This is a genomic window from Pseudoclavibacter sp. RFBA6 (assembly GCF_002931575.1).
Taxonomy (GTDB): domain Bacteria; phylum Actinomycetota; class Actinomycetes; order Actinomycetales; family Microbacteriaceae; genus Pseudoclavibacter; species Pseudoclavibacter terrae.
On the sequence record NZ_PSUA01000011.1, the window covers coordinates 36,928 to 54,868 of the forward strand.

General features: G+C 67.4%; 16 protein-coding genes. 4 read left to right on the forward strand and 12 right to left on the reverse strand.

Going from position 1 to position 17,941, the window contains the following annotated elements:
• Positions 1-35: 35 nt before the first annotated feature.
• Both miaA and miaB read right to left on the reverse strand, forming a co-directional pair.
• Positions 36-953 carry a tRNA (adenosine(37)-N6)-dimethylallyltransferase MiaA gene (miaA, locus tag C5C17_RS08755; RefSeq protein ID WP_104253018.1) on the reverse strand — a complete coding sequence of 306 codons (918 nt, stop codon included), beginning with the start codon at positions 951-953 and terminating at the stop codon, positions 36-38.
• Positions 950-2,473 carry a tRNA (N6-isopentenyl adenosine(37)-C2)-methylthiotransferase MiaB gene (miaB, locus tag C5C17_RS08760; RefSeq protein WP_104253019.1) on the reverse strand — a complete coding sequence of 508 codons (1,524 nt, stop codon included), beginning with the start codon at positions 2,471-2,473 and terminating at the stop codon, positions 950-952. Before miaB ends, miaA begins: the two co-directional genes overlap by 4 nt.
• A 67-nt stretch (positions 2,474-2,540) precedes the next feature.
• Between miaB and C5C17_RS08765 the strand changes: the two genes are divergently transcribed.
• Positions 2,541-3,482: a hypothetical protein gene (locus C5C17_RS08765; protein ID WP_146079116.1), complete on the forward strand. Its 942-nt coding sequence runs from the start codon at positions 2,541-2,543 to the stop codon at positions 3,480-3,482.
• Here the strand turns inward: C5C17_RS08765 and C5C17_RS08770 are convergent.
• From C5C17_RS08770 to lepA, 10 genes are all read right to left on the reverse strand, one after another.
• Positions 3,444-4,307 carry a regulatory protein RecX gene (locus tag C5C17_RS08770; RefSeq protein ID WP_104253021.1) on the reverse strand — a complete coding sequence of 288 codons (864 nt, stop codon included), beginning with the start codon at positions 4,305-4,307 and terminating at the stop codon, positions 3,444-3,446. The genes C5C17_RS08765 and C5C17_RS08770 overlap by 39 nt on opposite strands.
• Positions 4,304-5,386 (reverse strand): recombinase RecA, encoded by a 1,083-nt coding sequence (gene recA, locus C5C17_RS08775; RefSeq protein WP_104253022.1) that lies wholly within the window; start codon positions 5,384-5,386, stop codon positions 4,304-4,306. Before recA ends, C5C17_RS08770 begins: the two co-directional genes overlap by 4 nt.
• A gap of 258 nt (positions 5,387-5,644) precedes the next feature.
• Complete coding sequence (locus C5C17_RS08780; RefSeq protein WP_104253023.1) at positions 5,645-5,875, reverse strand: DUF3046 domain-containing protein; 231 nt, start codon at positions 5,873-5,875, stop codon at positions 5,645-5,647.
• 90 nt (positions 5,876-5,965) lie between these two features.
• A complete protein-coding gene (locus tag C5C17_RS08785; RefSeq protein ID WP_104253024.1) occupies positions 5,966-6,277 on the reverse strand; it encodes a helix-turn-helix domain-containing protein in 312 nt (103 codons plus the stop codon).
• A gap of 170 nt (positions 6,278-6,447) precedes the next feature.
• A complete protein-coding gene (locus C5C17_RS08790) occupies positions 6,448-6,987 on the reverse strand; it encodes a CinA family protein (RefSeq protein ID WP_104253025.1) in 540 nt (179 codons plus the stop codon).
• Positions 6,984-7,613 carry a CDP-diacylglycerol--glycerol-3-phosphate 3-phosphatidyltransferase gene (pgsA, locus tag C5C17_RS08795; protein WP_104253026.1) on the reverse strand — a complete coding sequence of 210 codons (630 nt, stop codon included), beginning with the start codon at positions 7,611-7,613 and terminating at the stop codon, positions 6,984-6,986. Before pgsA ends, C5C17_RS08790 begins: the two co-directional genes overlap by 4 nt.
• A gap of 14 nt (positions 7,614-7,627) precedes the next feature.
• The gene (locus C5C17_RS08800) at positions 7,628-10,483 is read right to left on the reverse strand and encodes a DNA translocase FtsK (protein WP_104253027.1); all 2,856 of its coding nucleotides are present in this window, start codon (positions 10,481-10,483) and stop codon (positions 7,628-7,630) included.
• Between the two features lie 85 nt (positions 10,484-10,568).
• A complete protein-coding gene (locus C5C17_RS08805) occupies positions 10,569-12,242 on the reverse strand; it encodes a ribonuclease J (protein WP_104253028.1) in 1,674 nt (557 codons plus the stop codon).
• A gap of 45 nt (positions 12,243-12,287) precedes the next feature.
• Complete coding sequence (gene dapA, locus C5C17_RS08810; protein WP_104253029.1) at positions 12,288-13,262, reverse strand: 4-hydroxy-tetrahydrodipicolinate synthase; 975 nt, start codon at positions 13,260-13,262, stop codon at positions 12,288-12,290.
• A 39-nt stretch (positions 13,263-13,301) separates the two neighbouring features.
• Positions 13,302-15,146 carry a translation elongation factor 4 gene (gene lepA / locus C5C17_RS08815; RefSeq protein ID WP_104253030.1) on the reverse strand — a complete coding sequence of 615 codons (1,845 nt, stop codon included), beginning with the start codon at positions 15,144-15,146 and terminating at the stop codon, positions 13,302-13,304.
• A gap of 109 nt (positions 15,147-15,255) precedes the next feature.
• On the opposite strand from lepA, the gene C5C17_RS08820 reads away from it, so the two are divergent.
• The 3 genes from C5C17_RS08820 (at position 15,256) to C5C17_RS08830 (ending at position 17,861) form a co-directional block, all read left to right on the forward strand.
• Positions 15,256-16,857, forward strand: a complete 1,602-nt coding sequence (locus C5C17_RS08820) for an ABC-F family ATP-binding cassette domain-containing protein (protein WP_104253031.1) — start codon at positions 15,256-15,258, stop codon at positions 16,855-16,857.
• 142 nt (positions 16,858-16,999) lie between these two features.
• On the forward strand, positions 17,000-17,260 hold the full coding sequence (gene rpsT / locus C5C17_RS08825; RefSeq protein WP_068493103.1) for a 30S ribosomal protein S20: 261 nt from the start codon (positions 17,000-17,002) through the stop codon (positions 17,258-17,260).
• Positions 17,261-17,270: 10 nt separating this feature from the next.
• Positions 17,271-17,861, forward strand: a complete 591-nt coding sequence (locus tag C5C17_RS08830) for a DUF1697 domain-containing protein (protein WP_104253032.1) — start codon at positions 17,271-17,273, stop codon at positions 17,859-17,861.
• The last annotated feature ends 80 nt before the right edge of the window (positions 17,862-17,941 follow it).

Sequence of the window (17,941 nt, forward strand, 5' to 3'; positions counted from 1 at the left end):
ACATCTGACGCGGCCCGTGCGCAGCGAACGCGGCATCAGAGTCCAGCTGCTTCGATGATGCGCTGGGCGGCGAAGCCCTCGCCGCTGTGCGCGCGGACGGCCGTGCGGTAGCGACGGAACCAGGAGACCTGTCGCCTCGCGTACTTCCGAGTGAGCATCTGCGCCTCCGCGATCGCCTCCGCGCGAGTCATCTGACCTCGAAGTTGCGCGAGTGCCTGCTGGTAGCCGATGGCTCGTCTCGCGGTCGTGCCGCGTTCCAGGCCGGCTTCCGCCAGCGTCTCCGTCTCTTCCAGGAGTCCGCTGTCCCACATCCGCTCCACCCTGGCGTCCAGCCGCGGCGTGAGCACTTCGCGGTGCTCCTCGACGACGGCGAAGGTCACGTCACGCCAGGTCGCCTCCTGGTCGGGCAGCTGCGCGCTGAACGGCTCGCCGGTGACCTCGATCACCTCGAGCGCACGGACGAGACGACGACCGTTCCGCGCGTCCATCGTGGCTGCGGCGGTCGGGTCCAGCTCGCGCAGCCGTGCGAAGAGCGGGCCAGGTCCGTCGCTCTCCAACTCGGCGTCGAGCCGCGCGCGGATCTGCGGATCGGTTCCGGGGAATCGCAGGTCGAAGCACACGCCGGCGATGTAGAGCCCGGATCCGCCGACGAGGATAGGCACGTCTCCTTCGTCTTCGATCTGCTCGATGAGAGCCCTCGCGCATTCCTGATACCAGGCGACGCTCGCGTCCTCTGTGACCTCCAGGACGTCGAGGAGGTGGTGCTGCACTCCCTCGCGTTCCTCGACCCTGAGCTTCGCGGTGCCGATGTCCATGCCGCGGTACAGCTGCATGGCGTCGGCGTTGATGATCTGAGCTCCTCGACCTGCGGCGCGAAGCCGCGCGGCCACCTCGAGCGAGAGCTGCGACTTGCCCGTGCCGGTCGCTCCCCCGATGGTGATGAACACGGTCAGGCTCGCCGGCGCGTCGGAAGACCGAGCGAGACGCGGCTCTGGGCTCCTCCCGGCGTCGGTACCGCGCAGCTCTCCGCGAGCGAACGATCCCAGGCGTCCCCCGCCGTCGTCCGGCGGACATCGAGGTGGGGCGAGCGAGCATCGGCCACGAGGTGGAACGACGCCGCGGTCGTGATCTCGGCGGTCACGACGTCCCCGGGTCGCGGACGCTCCGCATCCGTCGGCACAGAGAAGTGCACGAGCCTGTTGTCTTCAGCTCGCCCGGACATGCGATGGGTCTCGCCGTCCTTCTTCCCCTCGCCGGCGCTGACCAGGATCCGCTGCACCGAGCCGACGAGCTTCTCGTTCTCCTCGCGGCTGATGCGGTCCTGCAGTGCCATGAGCCGCTCGTAGCGCTCCTGCACGACCGCCTTCGGCACCTGATCCGGCATCGCGGCGGCGGGCGTGCCCGGCCGGATGGAGTACTGGAAGGTGAAGGCACTCGCGAATCTCGAGGCCTCGACGACGCGCATGGTCTCGGCGAAGTCCTCTTCGGTCTCACCCGGGAAGCCGACGATGATGTCGGTGGTGATGGCAGCGTGCGGCATCTGCTCTCTTACCTTGTCGAGGATGCCGAGGAACTTCGTGCTGCGGTACGAGCGCCGCATGGCTTTGAGGATGCGGTCCGAGCCGGACTGCAGTGGCATGTGCAGCTGCGGCATGACGTTGGGGGTCTCCGCCATGGCATCGATGACGTCCTGCGTGAAGGCGGCGGGGTGCGGGCTCGTGAAGCGCACGCGTTCGAGGCCTTCGATCTGCCCGGCCGCGCGGAGGAGCTTGCTGAATGCCTGGCGGTCGCCGAACTCGACCCCGTAGGAGTTGACGTTCTGCCCGAGCAGCGTGACCTCGATCGCGCCGTCGTCGACGAGCGCACGCATCTCGCCGAGGACGTCTCCTGGCCTGCGGTCCTTCTCCTTGCCTCGGAGGGACGGCACGATGCAGAAGGTGCAGGTGTTGTTGCATCCCACTGAGATGGACACCCACCCGGAGTACGTCGAGTCGCGCTTGGTCGGCAGCGTCGACGGGAAGACGTCGAGGGATTCGAGGATCTCGAGCTGGGCCTCGTCGTTGTGCCGTGCCCGCTCGAGGAGGCTCGGCAGCGCCCCCATGTTGTGTGTTCCGAAGACCACGTCGACCCACGGGGCCTTTTCCAGGATCGTTCCGCGATCCTTCTGGGCCAGGCACCCGCCGACGGCGATCTGCATGCCTTCGTGTTCGCGCTTGATCGCAGCCAGCTGCCCGAGGTTGCCGTAGAGACGGTTGTCCGCGTTCTCGCGGACGGCGCACGTGTTGATGACGACGACGTCTGGTTCGAGGCCGTCGGCTTCGACGTACCCAGCAGCGCGCAGCGAACCGGACATGCGCTCGGAGTCGTGCACGTTCATCTGACAGCCGAGCGTGCGCACTTCGTAGCTCCTCGGCGACCCGTCTGGTCTGCGTGCAGCTGGGGAGGGTGCGATGGGTGTGGCTGTCTCGCTCATGATCCGCCAATTCTACGTTCGCTTCACGATGGCGCACTGCCACCGCTACGCTGGCGGGATGCGAGCCATGACCACTGATGACGGCGTCACACCGGCGACTTCTCTTGCTCTCCAGAGGGGGCTATTGCAGACCGATGCTGGCCGCGTTGAGGCGCGCGGGGAGCGTTCGGGTGTCATCTCGGCGCCGAGCGGGGCCCTGTATGTCGGACCGGCGGGCGGTGAGAACGGAGTCGACGGTCTCGTGCTGAAGGTGGGCGGCGGTCCGCTGCAGACGGTGACCACGGTGGTCACCGATGAGTCGGGGGCCTCGACCCTCGAGGCTCTGACGATCTCGATGCACGATGAGCCTGAGCGCTGGAGGGACGCGCCTCGCGATGAGGCGTACTGGCATTCTCTGCCGAGCGAGCTCCAGGGCGAGGTTCCGGTTGTCGAGCCGCGCCATGGGCTGCTGATCGTCTGCGACGCGGGGTTGCGCGATCAGTACCGACAGAGCGAGTTCGCCTGGGATCGGTGGGTGGATGAGGTGGTTGCTCCGGCAGCGGCGTCGCGGGGGCTGCCCGTGACGGCCGTGGAGTTCGCCGGGCGGAGCGAGGTGCTCCTGGCCCTCGGGGCGACGTCGTTCCCGTCGGGTGCCGCGGTGTTCGCGGGTTTCGACGCCAACCTTCAGATCGCGGCCCTGCACCTGTCGCCCGTCGCCGAGCGGGAGCAGGAGGCCGCGATCCTGGCGGTTCGCCGCGCTCGCGCGGCCTTGCGCGACGGCGAGCCGTCGCGTGCGGCGACGCAGGCGATGGCTGCCATCTCGGCCCTCGAAGCGGAACGGGACCTGCGCGCGGCAGGTCGCGTGGGCTTCGTGCTGGCTGAGGCGCACGATCGGGCTGGTGCTCCAGCTGCGGCTCGGCGAGCCCTCGAGGAGGCCCTGGTCCGCCTCGAGGTCGCCCGCGACGCTGAGGGGCAGCGCGTTGCGCTGGCGCTACTCGACGGGAGTGGCGCCGAAGAACACGCCGGCTGAGTCGCTCGCAGGGCGGCGCGTCCTGGCACCTCCCTGGACGGCTTCCCTAGCGGCGGCGAACGCGACGCCTGCGGAGTATCCGCGCCTGGCGAGGAACCCGGCGATGCGACGGATCGCCGCGTCTGGCTCGACCCCGGTCACTCGCCTGGCGCGCTCGGTGGCGAGTTCGGTGGCGCGCTCGAGCTCGTCGTCGCGATCGATCTCGGCGAGCGCCTCCTGGATCGCTTCCGTGGACAGGTGCCGGTCGCGAAGTGCGCGCTCGACGCCCTGGATGCCCGACCGCTTCTTGTCTCTGGCCTTGTGCACGAGCAGCTCGGCGAGTCTGAAGTCGTCGAGGTAGCCGAGCTCAGTGCAGCGTTCGATGATCCGCTCGGTCTCGTCGTCGTCGAGCCGAAGGGATGCCTCGTACTCGGCGGCTTCGTCGGAGCCGTCCTCGGGAGCCTGCGCCCCCCTCGGGTCCTCACCTCGCCAGTCTCGGAGCAGTCGCCGCGCCTCCTCGGTCGACCGGTCGCTGCGTGCGAGCGCACGGACCAGCGTCTCCTGCGCTTCTTCGACAAGCCGCAGCCGAGATTCCGAGTCCATCCCAGCGGGCACGACGGCCGTGAAAGCCTGTGTCTCGCCTTGCCCGCCTGGGATGGAAACGAGTCTCGGGGTTCCGCCAGTCGAGGGGCGGGACTGTGCCGCAGAGCTGGCAGCGTCTCGCATCGTCGGACGCGACGGGGCTGGCTCAGTGGTCGGCTCGACCGGATCAGCCTTCGAGGCTGACTGACGGCCCGCGGGCGACGCCCCGAAGAGGGGCGTCACCGGAGCGAGCTCGTCGGTCATGCGCCGCGCCGCTGAGCGACCTTCGCCTCGGCGGCGACAGGCGCGAGCGGTGCCTCGACGGCCTCGGCGGGCGCGTCGACTGGCTGGCCCACACCGAGCTTCGCCAAGATCTTGCGCTCGATCTCTTCGGCGATCTCGGGGTGCTGGATAAGGAAGTTGCGGGCGTTCTCCTTGCCCTGCCCCAGCTGGTCGCCTTCGTAGGTGTACCAGGCGCCCGACTTGCGCACGAGGCCGTGCTCGACCCCGAAGTCGATGAGCGAGCCCTCGCGGGAGATGCCGACACCGTAGAGGATGTCGAACTCCGCCTGCTTGAAGGGCGGTGCCATCTTGTTCTTGACGACCTTCACACGGGTGCGGTTGCCAACGGCGTCGGTGCCGTCCTTGAGGGTCTCGATGCGACGGATGTCGAGGCGGACCGAGGCGTAGAACTTCAGTGCCTTTCCACCGGCGGTGGTCTCGGGGCTGCCGAAGAAGACACCGATCTTCTCGCGGAGCTGGTTGATGAAAATGGCGGTGGTCTTCGTCTGGCTGAGCCCACCGGTGAGCTTGCGGAGCGCCTGCGACATGAGGCGCGCCTGAAGGCCGACGTGGCTGTCGCCCATCTCTCCTTCGATCTCCGCCTTCGGCACGAGGGCTGCCACGGAGTCGATGACGACGAGGTCGACGGAGCCAGAGCGGATCAGCATGTCCGTGATCTCAAGCGCCTGCTCGCCGGTGTCTGGCTGAGCGACGAGGAGGGCGTCGATGTCGACGCCGAGCTTCTTCGCGTACTCGGGGTCGAGCGCGTGCTCGGCGTCGATGAACGCCGCGATGCCGCCGGCACGCTGCGCGTTCGCGATGGCGTGGAGCGTCAGCGTCGTCTTACCCGAGGACTCCGGGCCGTAGATCTCGACGATGCGGCCGCGAGGGAGCCCCCCGATGCCGAGCGCGACGTCGAGCGCGACGGATCCGGTCGGGATGGTCTCAACGGGTGCGCGCTCGTCGCTTCCGAGGCGCATGACCGACCCCTTGCCGAACTGGCGGTCGATCTGGGCGAGTGCGGCGTCAAGTGCCTTTTCGCGGTCTGCTGGGTTTGGCATGGTGGTGGTCCTCTCGGAATGTGGCGGTCGCCTCTCGGCTGTCGCGCGCTGATGGAGAGCGCTGACGACAAGGCGGATCGGGTTCCTTGGCTACTCGACACTCACGCTAGAGGCGACCACCGACATTCTGTGATCGAGGTCCCTCATCTGTGGACAAGTCTCCGAGGAGTCCGACGTGAACACCCTACGCGCTTAGAACATTATTTCGAACACCCGACAGGCGTGTCGGACGGACGGCAGCAACTCCAGAGGTCGAGATCAGTCCCGAGTTCGGGGATCTATCGTGCCGACGCCGTGGCGCCTGGACTCTGGCACCCCAGTATCCGCGCAGAGCGCGAGCCAGATGTCGCGGGGCTCGACTCCGTCGTCAAGCGCCTGCTGGGCCGTGCGGTCTCCGACGGCCCCGAGCACCAGGTCTCGCATCAAGGAGCGCCCGTAGGCGTCACCGAATTCGTCGACCACGGCCCTGTCGAACTCGCTCTTGCGCATCCCCCAAGCCTACGCCGACGGCGCCGCAGCTGATGCTGCGGCGCCGTCGGCTACTTCTCCAGGCGAAGGGCAAGCCTGAGGGTCGTCTCGCTAACGCGTGACGAGCGGCTTGCGAACTCCGAGCAGGAGGTCGTCCGGAACCGTGTCCGGGATGCTCGTGTCAAAGCGTTCGTGAACGGCCAGACGGTCGCCCACTTCGCGATAGATGGTTGAGAGGGGGGTCTCGAGGGCTTCCGCCACCGAAGCGAGGATTTCGCTCGAGGCTTCCTTCTGCCCGCGCTCGACCTCACTCAGGTAGCCGAGTGCAACCGAGGCGCGACCTGCGACCTGCCGGAGCGTGTGCCCCTTGCGCAGGCGCACATCGCGCAGGACTTCACCGATCTCTTGACGCGCTAGGACCATAGCGGGGTCCTCCTTACTGCCGTATGCCAAGAACTGTAACTTACGAGACTTCGTGGAGACTTCGTCACGCTGAGAACAACCAAGCAAACATCGATGGTATTCCTGAAAGAAAGCCGAATGTTGAGGCGATTCGACTCAACCTTCGAGGACGCTCCGCTCACGATACCGCGTCAGTGTTCCACGAGCATTTCGAGCACGTTGTGAACGGCCGCCTCGACCGTGGCACCGCGGACCCGCTGCCGACTGCCGGCTGGGTCGTCGAGGCGGACGAGCGAAGAGAAGTCGAGCTCGACGACCTTGTCGCCGAAGAGTGAGGAGATGCCGACGAAGACCACACCGGGAGCTCGGCCCGCCTGCGACTGCGGGCCTGCGACGCCCGTGGTCGAGAGTCCGATGTCGAGGCGCTCGCCACGTCCAGCGGCAAGAGCGGTCCGCGCGCCGAGGGCCATGGCGGCGGCTACGTCCGGGTCGACCGGCCCGCGCTCGGCCAGCAGGTCCTCGTCGACCCCGAGCAGCGAGTGCTTGAGTTCGGTGCGGTAGGCGACGATGCCGCCCGCGAGCGATGCGGACATGCCAGGGATCTTGACGAGCTCTGCGACGAGTGCGCCACCGGTGAGGGACTCGGCGACACCGATGCTGAGGCCGGCCTCGAGCAGCACGCGCCCCAGCTCGATCGTCTGCGGGAGTGCTGGGGTGATTCCGCCGGTCATCGCTGGTTCCCGTCATCGGCCCGTAGCTCGGGCGTTTTCTTGTTCTGCGGTCGGTAGGCCTGCCAGAGGTAGTCGATCCCGGACCACACGGTGAGGATGAAGGCCGCCGACATGAAGACGACGTTGAGCCAGTGCACCCAGTCCCCGAAGACGACCCAGAGCGGAAGCAGCGCGAGTGAGATGGCGAAGGCCTGGACAAGCGTCTTGAGCTTGCCGCCCCGCCCGGCAGGCAGGACGCGCTTCTTGGCGACCGCAAGCCGCCAGACGGTGATGCCCAGCTCGCGCACGAGGATGATGATCGTCACCCACCACGGGAGCTCGCCGAGCACGGAGAGCATCACCAGCGCGGTGCCGGTGAGCGCCTTGTCGGCGATGGGGTCGAGGAGCTTGCCGAGGTCCGTGATGAGGTTCCGGCTGCGGGCGATGTGCCCGTCAAGGCTGTCGGTCGCGATGGCCACGATGAACAGCACGGCCGCCGCCCAGCGCCAGGCACCATCGGTGTTGCCGTCCAGCAGGAGGAACCACACGAAGACGGGCACCAGCAGGATGCGCGCGATCGTGATGAGGTTCGGCACGCACCAGTTGCTCACCGGCCCGTCGCCTCCACGGAGTATTCGACCGGTCATGGTGCTGCCTCTCGCTAGTCGCGCCCCGTCAGACCCCAGGCGTCTTCGTCGCCGCTCTCGCCTTCGACTTCTTCAAGCCCATCGTATTGGGCGGCGACTGCATCGAACGACGCGGCCATGCCGTCAGACTCTGCCGGTATCGCGGCGGCGGCCGGCGCTGAGGCGCCCGCAGCGGGATCCTGTCCCCGGATGCGGGCCAGAACGCCCGGCAGCTCTTCGGCCGTGACGAGCACGTCGCGGGCCTTGGACCCCTCGGAGGGCCCGACGATCTCGCGGGACTCCATGAGGTCCATGAGGCGCCCGGCCTTCGCGAAGCCGACGCGCAGCTTGCGCTGCAGCATCGAGGTCGAGCCGAACTGCGAGTTCACGACGAGCTCCGCCGCCGCGAGCAGGAGCTCGAGGTCGTCCCCGATATCGGCGTCGATCTCCTTCTTCTCCACGACCTGCGCGACGTCGGCCCGGTACTCGGGCTGCGCCTGGCGCTTGACGTGCGCGACGATCTCCATGATCTCTTTGTCGTTGACCCACGCGCCCTGCACTCGGGCGGCCTTGTTCGCTCCGGACGGCAGGAAGAGCGCGTCACCCTGCCCGATGAGCGACTCGGCACCGACCTGGTCGAGGATGACGCGTGAGTCGGTGGAGCTCGTCACGGCGAACGCGAGACGACTCGGGACGTTCGCCTTGATGAGTCCTGTGACGACATCGACGCTTGGACGCTGCGTCGCGAGCACGAGGTGGATTCCCGCGGCGCGGGCCAGCTGGGTGATGCGGACGATGGAATCCTCGACGTCGCGGGGCGCGACCATCATGAGCTCGGCGAGCTCGTCGACCACGACGAGCAGGTACGGGTACGGCTTGAGCTTGCGCTTCGACCCCTCGGGCAGGACGATGCCGCCCGACCTGATCGCGGCGTTGAAGTCGTCGACGTGCCGGTAGCCGAAGCTCTCCAGGTCGTCGTAGCGCATCTCCATCTCCTTCACGACCCACTGCAGCGCCTCCGCTGCCTTCTTGGGGTTCGTGATGATGGGCGTGATCAGGTGAGGAACTCCGCTGTACGGCGTCAGCTCGACGCGCTTCGGGTCGACGAGCACCATGCGCACCTCGGCCGGCGTCGCGCGCATCAGGAGCGACACGATCATCGAGTTGACGAAGCTCGACTTTCCGGCACCCGTTGCACCGGCGACGAGGAGGTGCGGCATCTTCGCGAGGTTGGCGAGCACGAAGCCACCCTCGACGTCCTTGCCGACACCGATCGTCATGGGGTGCCTGGCCGCGATCGACTCCGGCGACTGGAGGACGTCGCCGAGGGACACGACCTCGCGGTCTGAGTTGGGGATCTCGACGCCGATCGCGCTCTTGCCGGGGATCGGCGACAGGATACGCACCTGGTTGCTCTTGACCGCGTACGCGATGTTGTTCGAGAGCTGCGTGACTCGTTCGACCTTGACACCGGGGGCCACCTCGACCTCGTAGCGTGTCACCGTCGGCCCCCTCGAGAAGCCGGTCACCTTGGCGTCGACCTTGAACTGAGCGAACGTGGAGTTCAGCGCCTCCACGATGAGGTCGTTCGCCTCGGTGCGGGCCAGCGCGGGCGCGCCCCTGGACAGCATCGACTGCACTGGGAGGCTGTACCCCTGGCCGGACGAGTCGGCGTCGCGGGAGTCCCACTGCTCGCCGTCCTCTTCGGCGGCTTCGGGAGCACCCTCAGGGGACGGGGTCGTCACGACGGCAGCCGCAGAAGCCGGAGGCGCGCCGAAGAGGTCAGCGAACTCGTCCGGGTCGGTCGGCGCCGAGTCGTCCTGGATACCGGTCGCGGAGAAGAGGGTCGGTGCTGCGACGTCGATGACATCGGTCGCGTCGTCCATGCGCAGGCCCGGGAGCACCGCGGTGGGCTGCGGCCCGGTGACGGCGTTGTCGGGGTCTTCCGAGGTGAGCCCTCGCAGCACGGTCGTCGTCGCCTCGGGATCGATGCGGTGGTGCTCGTGCTTCTTGGTGTCGGCGACCGCCGTCTCGTATGGCTGCTCCTCGTAGTCGACGTCGTCTTCACGGCCGGACTCGTTCCGGCGCCACCAGGGAAGTCGCTCGGCGTCGGCGGAACGCGAGCGGTCATCGTCGCCGAGCAGGCTCTCCTCGTCGCCGCCCGCTGCCTTGCCGGGCTTCGCGGAGCGTGCGTGGGCCGCGGACTCCTCGTCGATGCCGAACATCCACCCCCAGAGCTCGCGCAGTCGAGAGACGACCTTGTGCGGAGGGGTCTTCGTGATGATGAAGACCGAGAGCAGGACGAGCAATCCCGCGACGATGGCCGCACCGATGGGGGTGATGATGACCCCGAGGGTGCCGCCGAGGAGCCAGCCGAACACTCCGCCGCCGAGCGCAAGGGCGGGCATGCCGTTCGCCGGGTCCGGGTTGTCCGCGATGACGTGGCAGATCGCTGAGCTCGACACCAGGCCGAGGAACAGGCCGACGCCGATCCGGCCGTTGTCACTCACTGATGAAGGGTGACGGAAAAGCCAGAGGGCGAAGAAGGCGAGCACCACCGGCAGGGCGTAGGAGATGCGGCCGAAGAGCCCGCCGAAGGTGAAGTCGTTGAGGGCCATCGCAACGCCGTTGCCCGGGAAGAACCAGACGACCACGCCGCCGATGACCGCGAGCAGGAAGAGCAGGAACGGGAATCCGTCGCGCCGCTGATCCTTCTCGAGCGTCTCGGGCCCCAACGCGCGAGCCGTCTGGCCTGCGACGTTCGCCGCTGCCATCCAGGCTCGGGTCGCGATGCCGGGCTTCTCGGTCTCCACCGGAGCCTTCGCAGCTGCCGCGCTCGCCCGCTTCTTGGGCGCGGGGGTTCGCTTCGTGTTGGACGAGGTTGTGGCCATGGTGCCCAAGGTACCTGCGGCCACCGACAGGATCGAGGATGACGCCCCGAGAGCCGCCGAGATCGGCGGCCCCCGGAGCACGACGTCAGGCTTCGATGACCACCGGGATGATCATCGGGTGACGGCGGTGCTTCGTGTTGACCCAGCGGCCGATCGTGCGACGCACGACCTGCGAGAGCTGGTACGAATTCGAGTTGCCCGCCTCGACGGCCTCCTTGAGCGCCTTCTGGATGCCGGGGATGATGTCGTCGAAGACGGCCTCATCCGGCGCGAAGCCTCGTGCGTGGATCTCGGGGCCGACGAGGATGTTGCCCGTCGCCGCTTCGACCACCGTAAAGATCGAGATGAATCCCTCCTCAGCGAGGATGCGCCGGTCCTTGAGGTCGGCGTCGGTGATCGTGCCGACCGTCGAGCCGTCGACGTAGATGAAGCCGATGTCGAGCTGCGCGACCTGGCGTGCGACGCCGTCCTTCATGTCGATGACGGCGCCATTCTCGACGACCAGCACGTTCGCGTCGGCGATGCCGGACTTCTTCGCGATCTCGGCGTTGGCGACGAGGTGACGGATCTCGCCGTGCACGGGCATGACCTGGCGCGGCTGCAGGATGTTGTAGCAGTAGAGCAGCTCGCCCGCGGCGGCGTGGCCCGAGACGTGGACGTTGGCGTTCGCCTTGTGCACGACGTTCGCGCCGAGCTTGATGAGCGCGTTGATGACGCGGAACACCGAGTTCTCGTTGCCAGGGATGAGGCTCGACGCCAGGATGACGGTGTCGTCCTCCCCAACCTCGATGGCGTGCGTCTTCGACGCGATGCGGCTGAGGACAGCCATCGGCTCACCCTGCGACCCGGTCGACATGAAGACGATCTCGTTGTCGGGCAGCTTGAGTGCCTTCTTGTGGTCGATGAGCACGCCCTGCGGCACGTTCAAGTAGCCGAGCTCGGAGGCGATGCCCATGTTGCGCACCATGGAGCGACCCATGAGCGCGACGCGACGGCCATTGGCCGCTGCGGCGTCGATGACCTGCTGCACGCGGTGCACGTGGCTCGAGAAGCTCGCGACGACGACCTTGCCCTTCGTGCGCGAGATGACGTCCTCGATGACCGGGCCGATATTGCGCTCCGTGGGCGTGAAGCCCGGAACCTCGGCGTTGGTGGAGTCGGCCATGAAGAGGTCGATGCCCTCTTCGCCGAGACGCGCGAACGCGCGGAGGTCCGTGAGGCGGCCGTCGAGCGGCAGCTGGTCCATCTTGAAGTCACCCGTGTGGAGCACGGTGCCCGCGTCCGTCGTGATGTGCACGGCGAGCGCATCCGGGATCGAGTGGTTGACGGCCACGAACTCGAGCGAGAACGGGCCGAGCTCCTCGACCTGACCCTCCGCCACCGTGAGCGTGTACGGCTTGATGCGGTGCTCCTTGAGCTTCGCCTCGACGAGCGCGAGCGTCAGCGTGGAGCCGATGAGCGGGATGTCCGGCTTGAGTCGGAGGATGTACGGCACAGCTCCGATGTGGTCCTCGTGGCCGTGTGTCAGCACGATGCCGACGACGTCGTCCAGACGAGCGCGGATCGAGTCGAAGTCGGGCAGGATCAGGTCGACCCCGGGCTGCGTCTCCTCGGGGAAGAGGACGCCGCAGTCGACGATGAGGATCTTCCCGTCGATCTCGAACGTCGCCATGTTGCGGCCGACCTCGCCCAGGCCTCCGAGCGGGATGATCCGCATGGAGCCTGCAGCGAGCTTGGGAAGGTGTTCGGTCTTTGTCATATGAGCCTTAGAGAAGTCAGCGTTGCCGCTGGTGGAATGGTCGAATCAGCGGGTTGTGCCTGGGATGCGCGGGAGCGCACCACCCGCGGCCGCGTTGCGGTCAGGCCGGAAGTTCGTGAAGCTCGCGCCTTCGACGTCGCGAACCAGGTCGAGCTCGTCCTCGATGAGGGCGGCTTCCCACTCCTCGGGACCGACAAGCGGCAACCGAACTCGCGGGGACTTGATGCGGCCGAGGCCGTGCAGGATGTACTTGGTCGCCACGGTGCCCGGCACGTGGGTCATGGTGGCCCGGACGAGCGGCTCGAGGCGCTGATGCGCATCCGTCGCGGTCCGGAGGTCGCCCGCGTTGACGGCGTCGATCATCGTGCGGTACGGCTGCGACGCGATGTTCGCGGTCACGCCGATGAGGCCGGTCGCACCGATCGAGAGGAGCGGCAGCGTGTTGGCGTCGTCACCCGAGAAGTAGAGCAGCTCCGTCTGGTTGAGCACACGCGACACCTGCGCGAGGTCGCCCTTGGCGTCCTTCACCGCGATGATGTTCGGGTGCTTGGCGAGGCGCAGGATCGTCTCGTACGTGATCGGGATGCCGGTGCGGCCCGGGATGTCGTAGAGGATGAGCGGCAGATCGGTCGCGTCCGCGATCATGCGGAAGTGCGTGAGCACGCCAGCCTGGGTCGGCTTGTTGTAGTAGGGCGTGACGGCCATGACGCCGTCGGCGCCCGCATCCGCCGACTGCTTGGCGAGCTGGATGGCGTGCGCCGTCTCGTTCGACGGGCCACCGGTGATGATCTTCGCGCGCCCCGCCGAGACCTCCTTGCCGACGACGACGAGCTTGAGCTTCTCGGCGTCGGTGAGCGTCGACGTCTCGCCAGTCGTCCCGGTGACGACGATGCCGTCAGCGCCAGCCGAGATGACGTCGTCGATGTGCTTCTCGACGCCCGCCCAATCGACTTCTCCGTCGTGCGTCATCGGGGTCACGAGTGCGACGAGCACCTGGCCGAAAGGGTTGTCCTGTTCCATCACGTCTCTCAGGCTACTTCCACTAGGTAAAGACTGCTGCTACTTCTTCTTCTCGACATCACCGCTGAGGGCGGCGATGAATGCTTCCTGCGGCACTTCCACGCGTCCGACCATCTTCATGCGCTTCTTGCCGGCCTTCTGCTTCTCGAGCAGCTTGCGCTTTCGCGAGATATCGCCGCCGTAGCACTTGGCCAGCACGTCCTTGCGGATGGCGCGAATGGTCTCGCGGGCGATGATGCGGGCACCGATGGCTGCCTGGATCGGCACCTCGAACTGCTGGCGCGGGATGAGCTTGCGCAGACGCTCGGTCATGAGGAGCCCGTAGGCGTACGCCTTGTCCTTGTGGATGACGGCGCTGAACGCGTCGACGCGCTCGCCCTGCAGCAGGATGTCGACCTTCACGAGGTCGGCGACCTGGTCGCCCATGGGTTCGTAGTCGAGGGAGGCGTACCCCTGCGTCCGGCTCTTGAGCTGGTCGAAGAAGTCGAACACGATCTCGCCGAGCGGCATCGAGTAGCGCAGCTCGACGCGCTCCTCGCTGAGGTAGTCCATGCTGATGAGCGTTCCGCGCTTGCCCTCGCAGAGCTCCATGATCTTGCCGACGTAGTCCTTCGGCGCGAGGATCGCGGCGCGCATCATCGGCTCGCGCACCTCGAGGATCTTGCCCTCGGGGTACTCGCTCGGGTTCGTGACCGTGTGGAGCTGCTTGTCCTCCGTCTTGACCTCGTAGACGACCGACGGCGCGGTCGTGATGAGGTCGAGATCGAACTCGCGCATGAGGCGCTCGGTGACGATCTCGAGGTGGAGGAGGCCGAGGAAGCCGACGCGGAAGCCGAAGCCGAGCGCAACGGACGTCTCCGGCTCGTAGTTGAGGGCAGCGTCGGAGAGCTTGAGCTTGTCGAGCGCCTCACGCAGCTCCGGGTAGTCGCCGGCGTCGATCGGGTAGAGGCCGGAGAAGACCATGGGCTTCGGCTCGGTGTAGCCGGGCAGCGGGTCCTCGGACGGCCGGGTGCTTCCCGTGACGGTGTCACCCACCTTCGAGAGGCGGACATCCTTGACACCCGTGATGAGGTAGCCGACCTCGCCGACGCCGAGGCCCTTGGCGACGGTGGGCTCGGGCGACGAGACGCCGATCTCGAGCATCTCGTGCGTGGAGCCGGTCGACATCATCTTGATCTTGTCGCGGGCCTTGAGCTCGCCGTCGACGACGCGAACGTAGGTGACGACGCCGCGGTAGGCGTCGTAGACCGAGTCGAAGATCATCGCGCGGGCCGGAGCATCCGCGACACCGACCGGGGCCGGGATGCGCTCGACGACGCGGTCGAGGAGCTCCTCGACGCCCATGCCCGTCTTGCCGCTCACGCGCAGCACGTCGTCGGGGTCGCCACCGATGAGGTTCGCGATCTCGGCCGCGAAGCGGTCCGGGTCGGCGGCCGGCAGGTCGATCTTGTTGAGGACCGGGATGATCTCCAGGTCGTTCTCCATGGCGAGGTACAGATTCGCGAGCGTCTGGGCCTCGATGCCCTGCGCTGCGTCCACGAGGAGGATGGCGCCCTCGCAGGCGGCAAGGGAACGTGACACCTCGTACGAGAAGTCGACGTGTCCGGGCGTGTCGATCATGTTGAGCGCGAAGGTGTCGCCCTCGACGGCCCACGGCATGCGCACGGCCTGGCTCTTGATCGTGATGCCGCGCTCGCGCTCGATGTCCATGCGGTCGAGGTACTGTGCACGCATGGCGCGCTCATCTACGGAGCCCGTGAGCTGCAGCATCCGGTCGGCCAAGGTGGACTTGCCGTGGTCGATGTGGGCGATGATGCAGAAATTGCGGATCCGGGCGGGGTCGGTCTGAGCCGGCTCGAGCGGAGTGGAGGCGCGTGGTGACATGGTGTCGCCTATCCTCCCATGAGCCGCGAGTCCGCCGCTCATCGCCCGGCGATCAAGCGCGCTGCCAGCGGCACGCACCGCCCGAGAACGCCCAGGAAGGCACCACTGCATGAGTCTCATCCGCCTCAACGACGTCGAGGTCGGCTTCGGCCCCTCCCCCGTGCTCAAGGAGGTCTTCCTCACGCTCGACCGGGGCGACCGCGTCGGGCTCATCGGCCAGAACGGCTCGGGCAAGTCGACGCTGCTGAAGCTCATCCTCGAGCAGGTGTCGCCCGACACCGGCACCGTCTCGATCGACGACGGCGTGCGCATCGGCTACTTCTCGCAGTTCTCCGAGCTCGACGGATCCTCGACGATCCTGGAGACGCTCGAGACGCTGTTCTCGCACGTCCACGAGATGGAAGCCGAGCTCGCCCAGATCGACGCCGCCATCGCCGCCGAACCGGACGCCGACGGGCTCGACCGTCTCATCCTTCGCCAGTCCGAGCTCTTCGAGCAGATGGACCGGGCTGACGGCTGGGACTACAAGCGGCACATCGACACCGCCCTCACGAAGCTCGGCTTCAACGAGGACCACCGGACGAGCCCCATCGAGAAGCTCTCCGGCGGTTGGCGCAACCGAGCCGCCCTCGCGAAGCTCCTGCTCGAGCAGCCGGACGTGCTGCTGCTCGACGAGCCCACGAACTTCCTCGACGTCGCGGGCGTCGAATGGCTCGAGACGTGGTTCCGCTCGTTCCGCGGCGCCGCGATCATCGTGTCGCACGACCGCACGTTCCTCGATGCCGTGGTCACGCGCATCCTCGAGGTCGAGAACCTGCACCTGCACGAGTACCCGGGCGACTTCGGCGAGTACGTCATCCAGAAGCAGTTCCGACTCAAGACCCTCCAGGCGCAGTTCGTGCACGAGGCGGAGCTGCTCGCCTTCGAGGCCGAAGGCATCTCCGACCGGCGAGAGGCCGCGAAGGCCGGCGGCTCCGGGCTCGGCAAGCGCCTCTCGAGCATCAAGAAGAAGCGCGCGCCTCGGCCGGTCGACGAGATCGTCACCGAGATCTACGGCTCGCTGCACGTCAAGGATGTGCTCGCGCGCGTGTCCGGCCTCGGCAAGAGCTACGGGGAGCGCACGCTCTTCGACGACGTCACCTTCGAGGTGCACCGCGGTGACCGCATCGCCGTCATCGGCCCGAACGGCAGCGGCAAGTCGACGCTCCTGCGCGTGCTCACGAGCGAGGAGAAGGCCGACACCGGGCGGGTCGACTGGCCGAACGGCGTCAAGGTCGTCTCCTACAACCAGGTGCTCGCCGAGCTCGACGAGTCGGACACCGTCTCGCACTCGGTCAACGCCATGCCGGACAGCATCGCGCTCCGGGCCACGAAGAAGTCCGTCGCACGCTTCCTCAGCATGTTCCGCTTCAGCGAGGCAGAGCTGAAGTCCCGCATCGGGACCCTCTCGGGCGGGCAGCGCGCCAGGGTCGCGATGGCCCAGTGCCTGCTCTCCGGCGCCTCCGTGCTCGTGCTCGACGAGCCGACCAACCACCTCGACCTGCCGAGCACGCAGGTCATGGAGCGCGCGCTCGTGCACTTCCCCGGCGCCGTCATCGTCGTCAGCCACGACCGGTTCTTCATCGACAAGGTCGCGACCGGTACGGTCGTGTTCGGCACGAAGACGGATGCGCCGGCCGAGCTCGCGATCACCATCGCGGATTCGGCCTAGAACACTGCCGGGTACCGACGTCGCCTGAAGCCTGGTAGAGTTTCTGTTTGGCTTACGCGTCGCCCACTCGGCGCGGATTGGCGGCACGGCCCTCTTCCGTGCGGCACCGTTCCAGTACACCTTCCTGTAAGAAAGAAGCAACGTGGCAAATATCAAGTCGCAGATCAAGCGCATCGGCACCAACCGCAAGGCGACCGAGCGCAACCGCGCCTACAAGAGCGAACTCCGCACGGCTATCCGTCGCGTGCGTTCGGCTGTCTCCGAGGGCAACAAGGAGCAGGCTGAGCTCGCGCTCACCTTCGCTGCCAAGAAGCTCGACAAGGCCGTCTCCAAGGGCGTCATCCACAAGAACCAGGCAGCGAACCGCAAGTCGGCCATCGCCAAGACGGTCGCAGCGCTCTAAGCCTCCCGTCATGCCGACATCGACCCCCGCATCCTCGTCCGAGGCGCGGGGGTCGATTCGTCGTGTCGCCCTCCTGCAGAGCATCAACCTGGGTCAGCACCGGAAGCTCCCGATGGCGGACCTCAAGGCCGCGCTCGAGGCGGCCGGGCACACCAGCATCGCGACGGTGCTGCAGACGGGCAACGTGCTGCTCGACGCCCCCGCCGAGGTCGCGAACAGCGAACTCGAGACGAGGCTCCGCGCCGAGATGGCGGCCGCCTTCGACCTCGACGTCCCCACGCTCGTGCGCGACGCGGACGAATGGCGAGCGGTTGTCGAGCTGGACCCGTTCAGGGCCCTCGACCCGCATCCGAGCCGCTACGTCGTCGTGTTCTGCGTGGAGCCACCCCAGGAGCGCGCGGCGGCCGCGCTTGAGGGCGTCGACCTCGAGGAGGACCGCTGGGCCGTGCGCGGCCGCGAGATCTACGTCTCCTGCCCCAACGGGCAGATCCAGTCGCCCGTGCTTCAGCGTCTCGGCCGGCCGAAGAGCGCTGACACGTCGAGCGGACCGGCGACCGTCCGCACGTGGGGCACCGTGCTGCGGGTCGCCGCAAAGCTCTAGGGCCGGAACGTCTCAGGCCAGACCCCGGGCGACGGTCGGACCTCGTCACCAACGTGGGTGATCACGGGCCCTCCGGCGAG

What these genes read in the sequence shown, in the direction of transcription:
- miaB (WP_104253019.1), bottom strand. Translation starts at nt 2,473, where the DNA reads ATGAGCGAGACAGCCACACCCATCGCACCCTCCCCAGCTGCACGCAGA.
- C5C17_RS08765 (WP_146079116.1), top strand. Translation starts at nt 2,541, where the DNA reads ATGACCACTGATGACGGCGTCACACCGGCGACTTCTCTTGCTCTCCAG.
- C5C17_RS08770 (WP_104253021.1), bottom strand. Translation starts at nt 4,307, where the DNA reads ATGACCGACGAGCTCGCTCCGGTGACGCCCCTCTTCGGGGCGTCGCCC.
- recA (WP_104253022.1), bottom strand. Translation starts at nt 5,386, where the DNA reads ATGCCAAACCCAGCAGACCGCGAAAAGGCACTTGACGCCGCACTCGCC.
- C5C17_RS08780 (WP_104253023.1), bottom strand. Translation starts at nt 5,875, where the DNA reads ATGCGCAAGAGCGAGTTCGACAGGGCCGTGGTCGACGAATTCGGTGAC.
- C5C17_RS08785 (WP_104253024.1), bottom strand. Translation starts at nt 6,277, where the DNA reads ATGGTCCTAGCGCGTCAAGAGATCGGTGAAGTCCTGCGCGATGTGCGC.
- C5C17_RS08790 (WP_104253025.1), bottom strand. Translation starts at nt 6,987, where the DNA reads ATGACCGGCGGAATCACCCCAGCACTCCCGCAGACGATCGAGCTGGGG.
- pgsA (WP_104253026.1), bottom strand. Translation starts at nt 7,613, where the DNA reads ATGACCGGTCGAATACTCCGTGGAGGCGACGGGCCGGTGAGCAACTGG.
- C5C17_RS08800 (WP_104253027.1), bottom strand. Translation starts at nt 10,483, where the DNA reads ATGGCCACAACCTCGTCCAACACGAAGCGAACCCCCGCGCCCAAGAAG.
- C5C17_RS08805 (WP_104253028.1), bottom strand. Translation starts at nt 12,242, where the DNA reads ATGACAAAGACCGAACACCTTCCCAAGCTCGCTGCAGGCTCCATGCGG.
- dapA (WP_104253029.1), bottom strand. Translation starts at nt 13,262, where the DNA reads ATGGAACAGGACAACCCTTTCGGCCAGGTGCTCGTCGCACTCGTGACC.
- lepA (WP_104253030.1), bottom strand. Translation starts at nt 15,146, where the DNA reads ATGTCACCACGCGCCTCCACTCCGCTCGAGCCGGCTCAGACCGACCCC.
- C5C17_RS08820 (WP_104253031.1), top strand. Translation starts at nt 15,256, where the DNA reads ATGAGTCTCATCCGCCTCAACGACGTCGAGGTCGGCTTCGGCCCCTCC.
- C5C17_RS08830 (WP_104253032.1), top strand. Translation starts at nt 17,271, where the DNA reads ATGCCGACATCGACCCCCGCATCCTCGTCCGAGGCGCGGGGGTCGATT.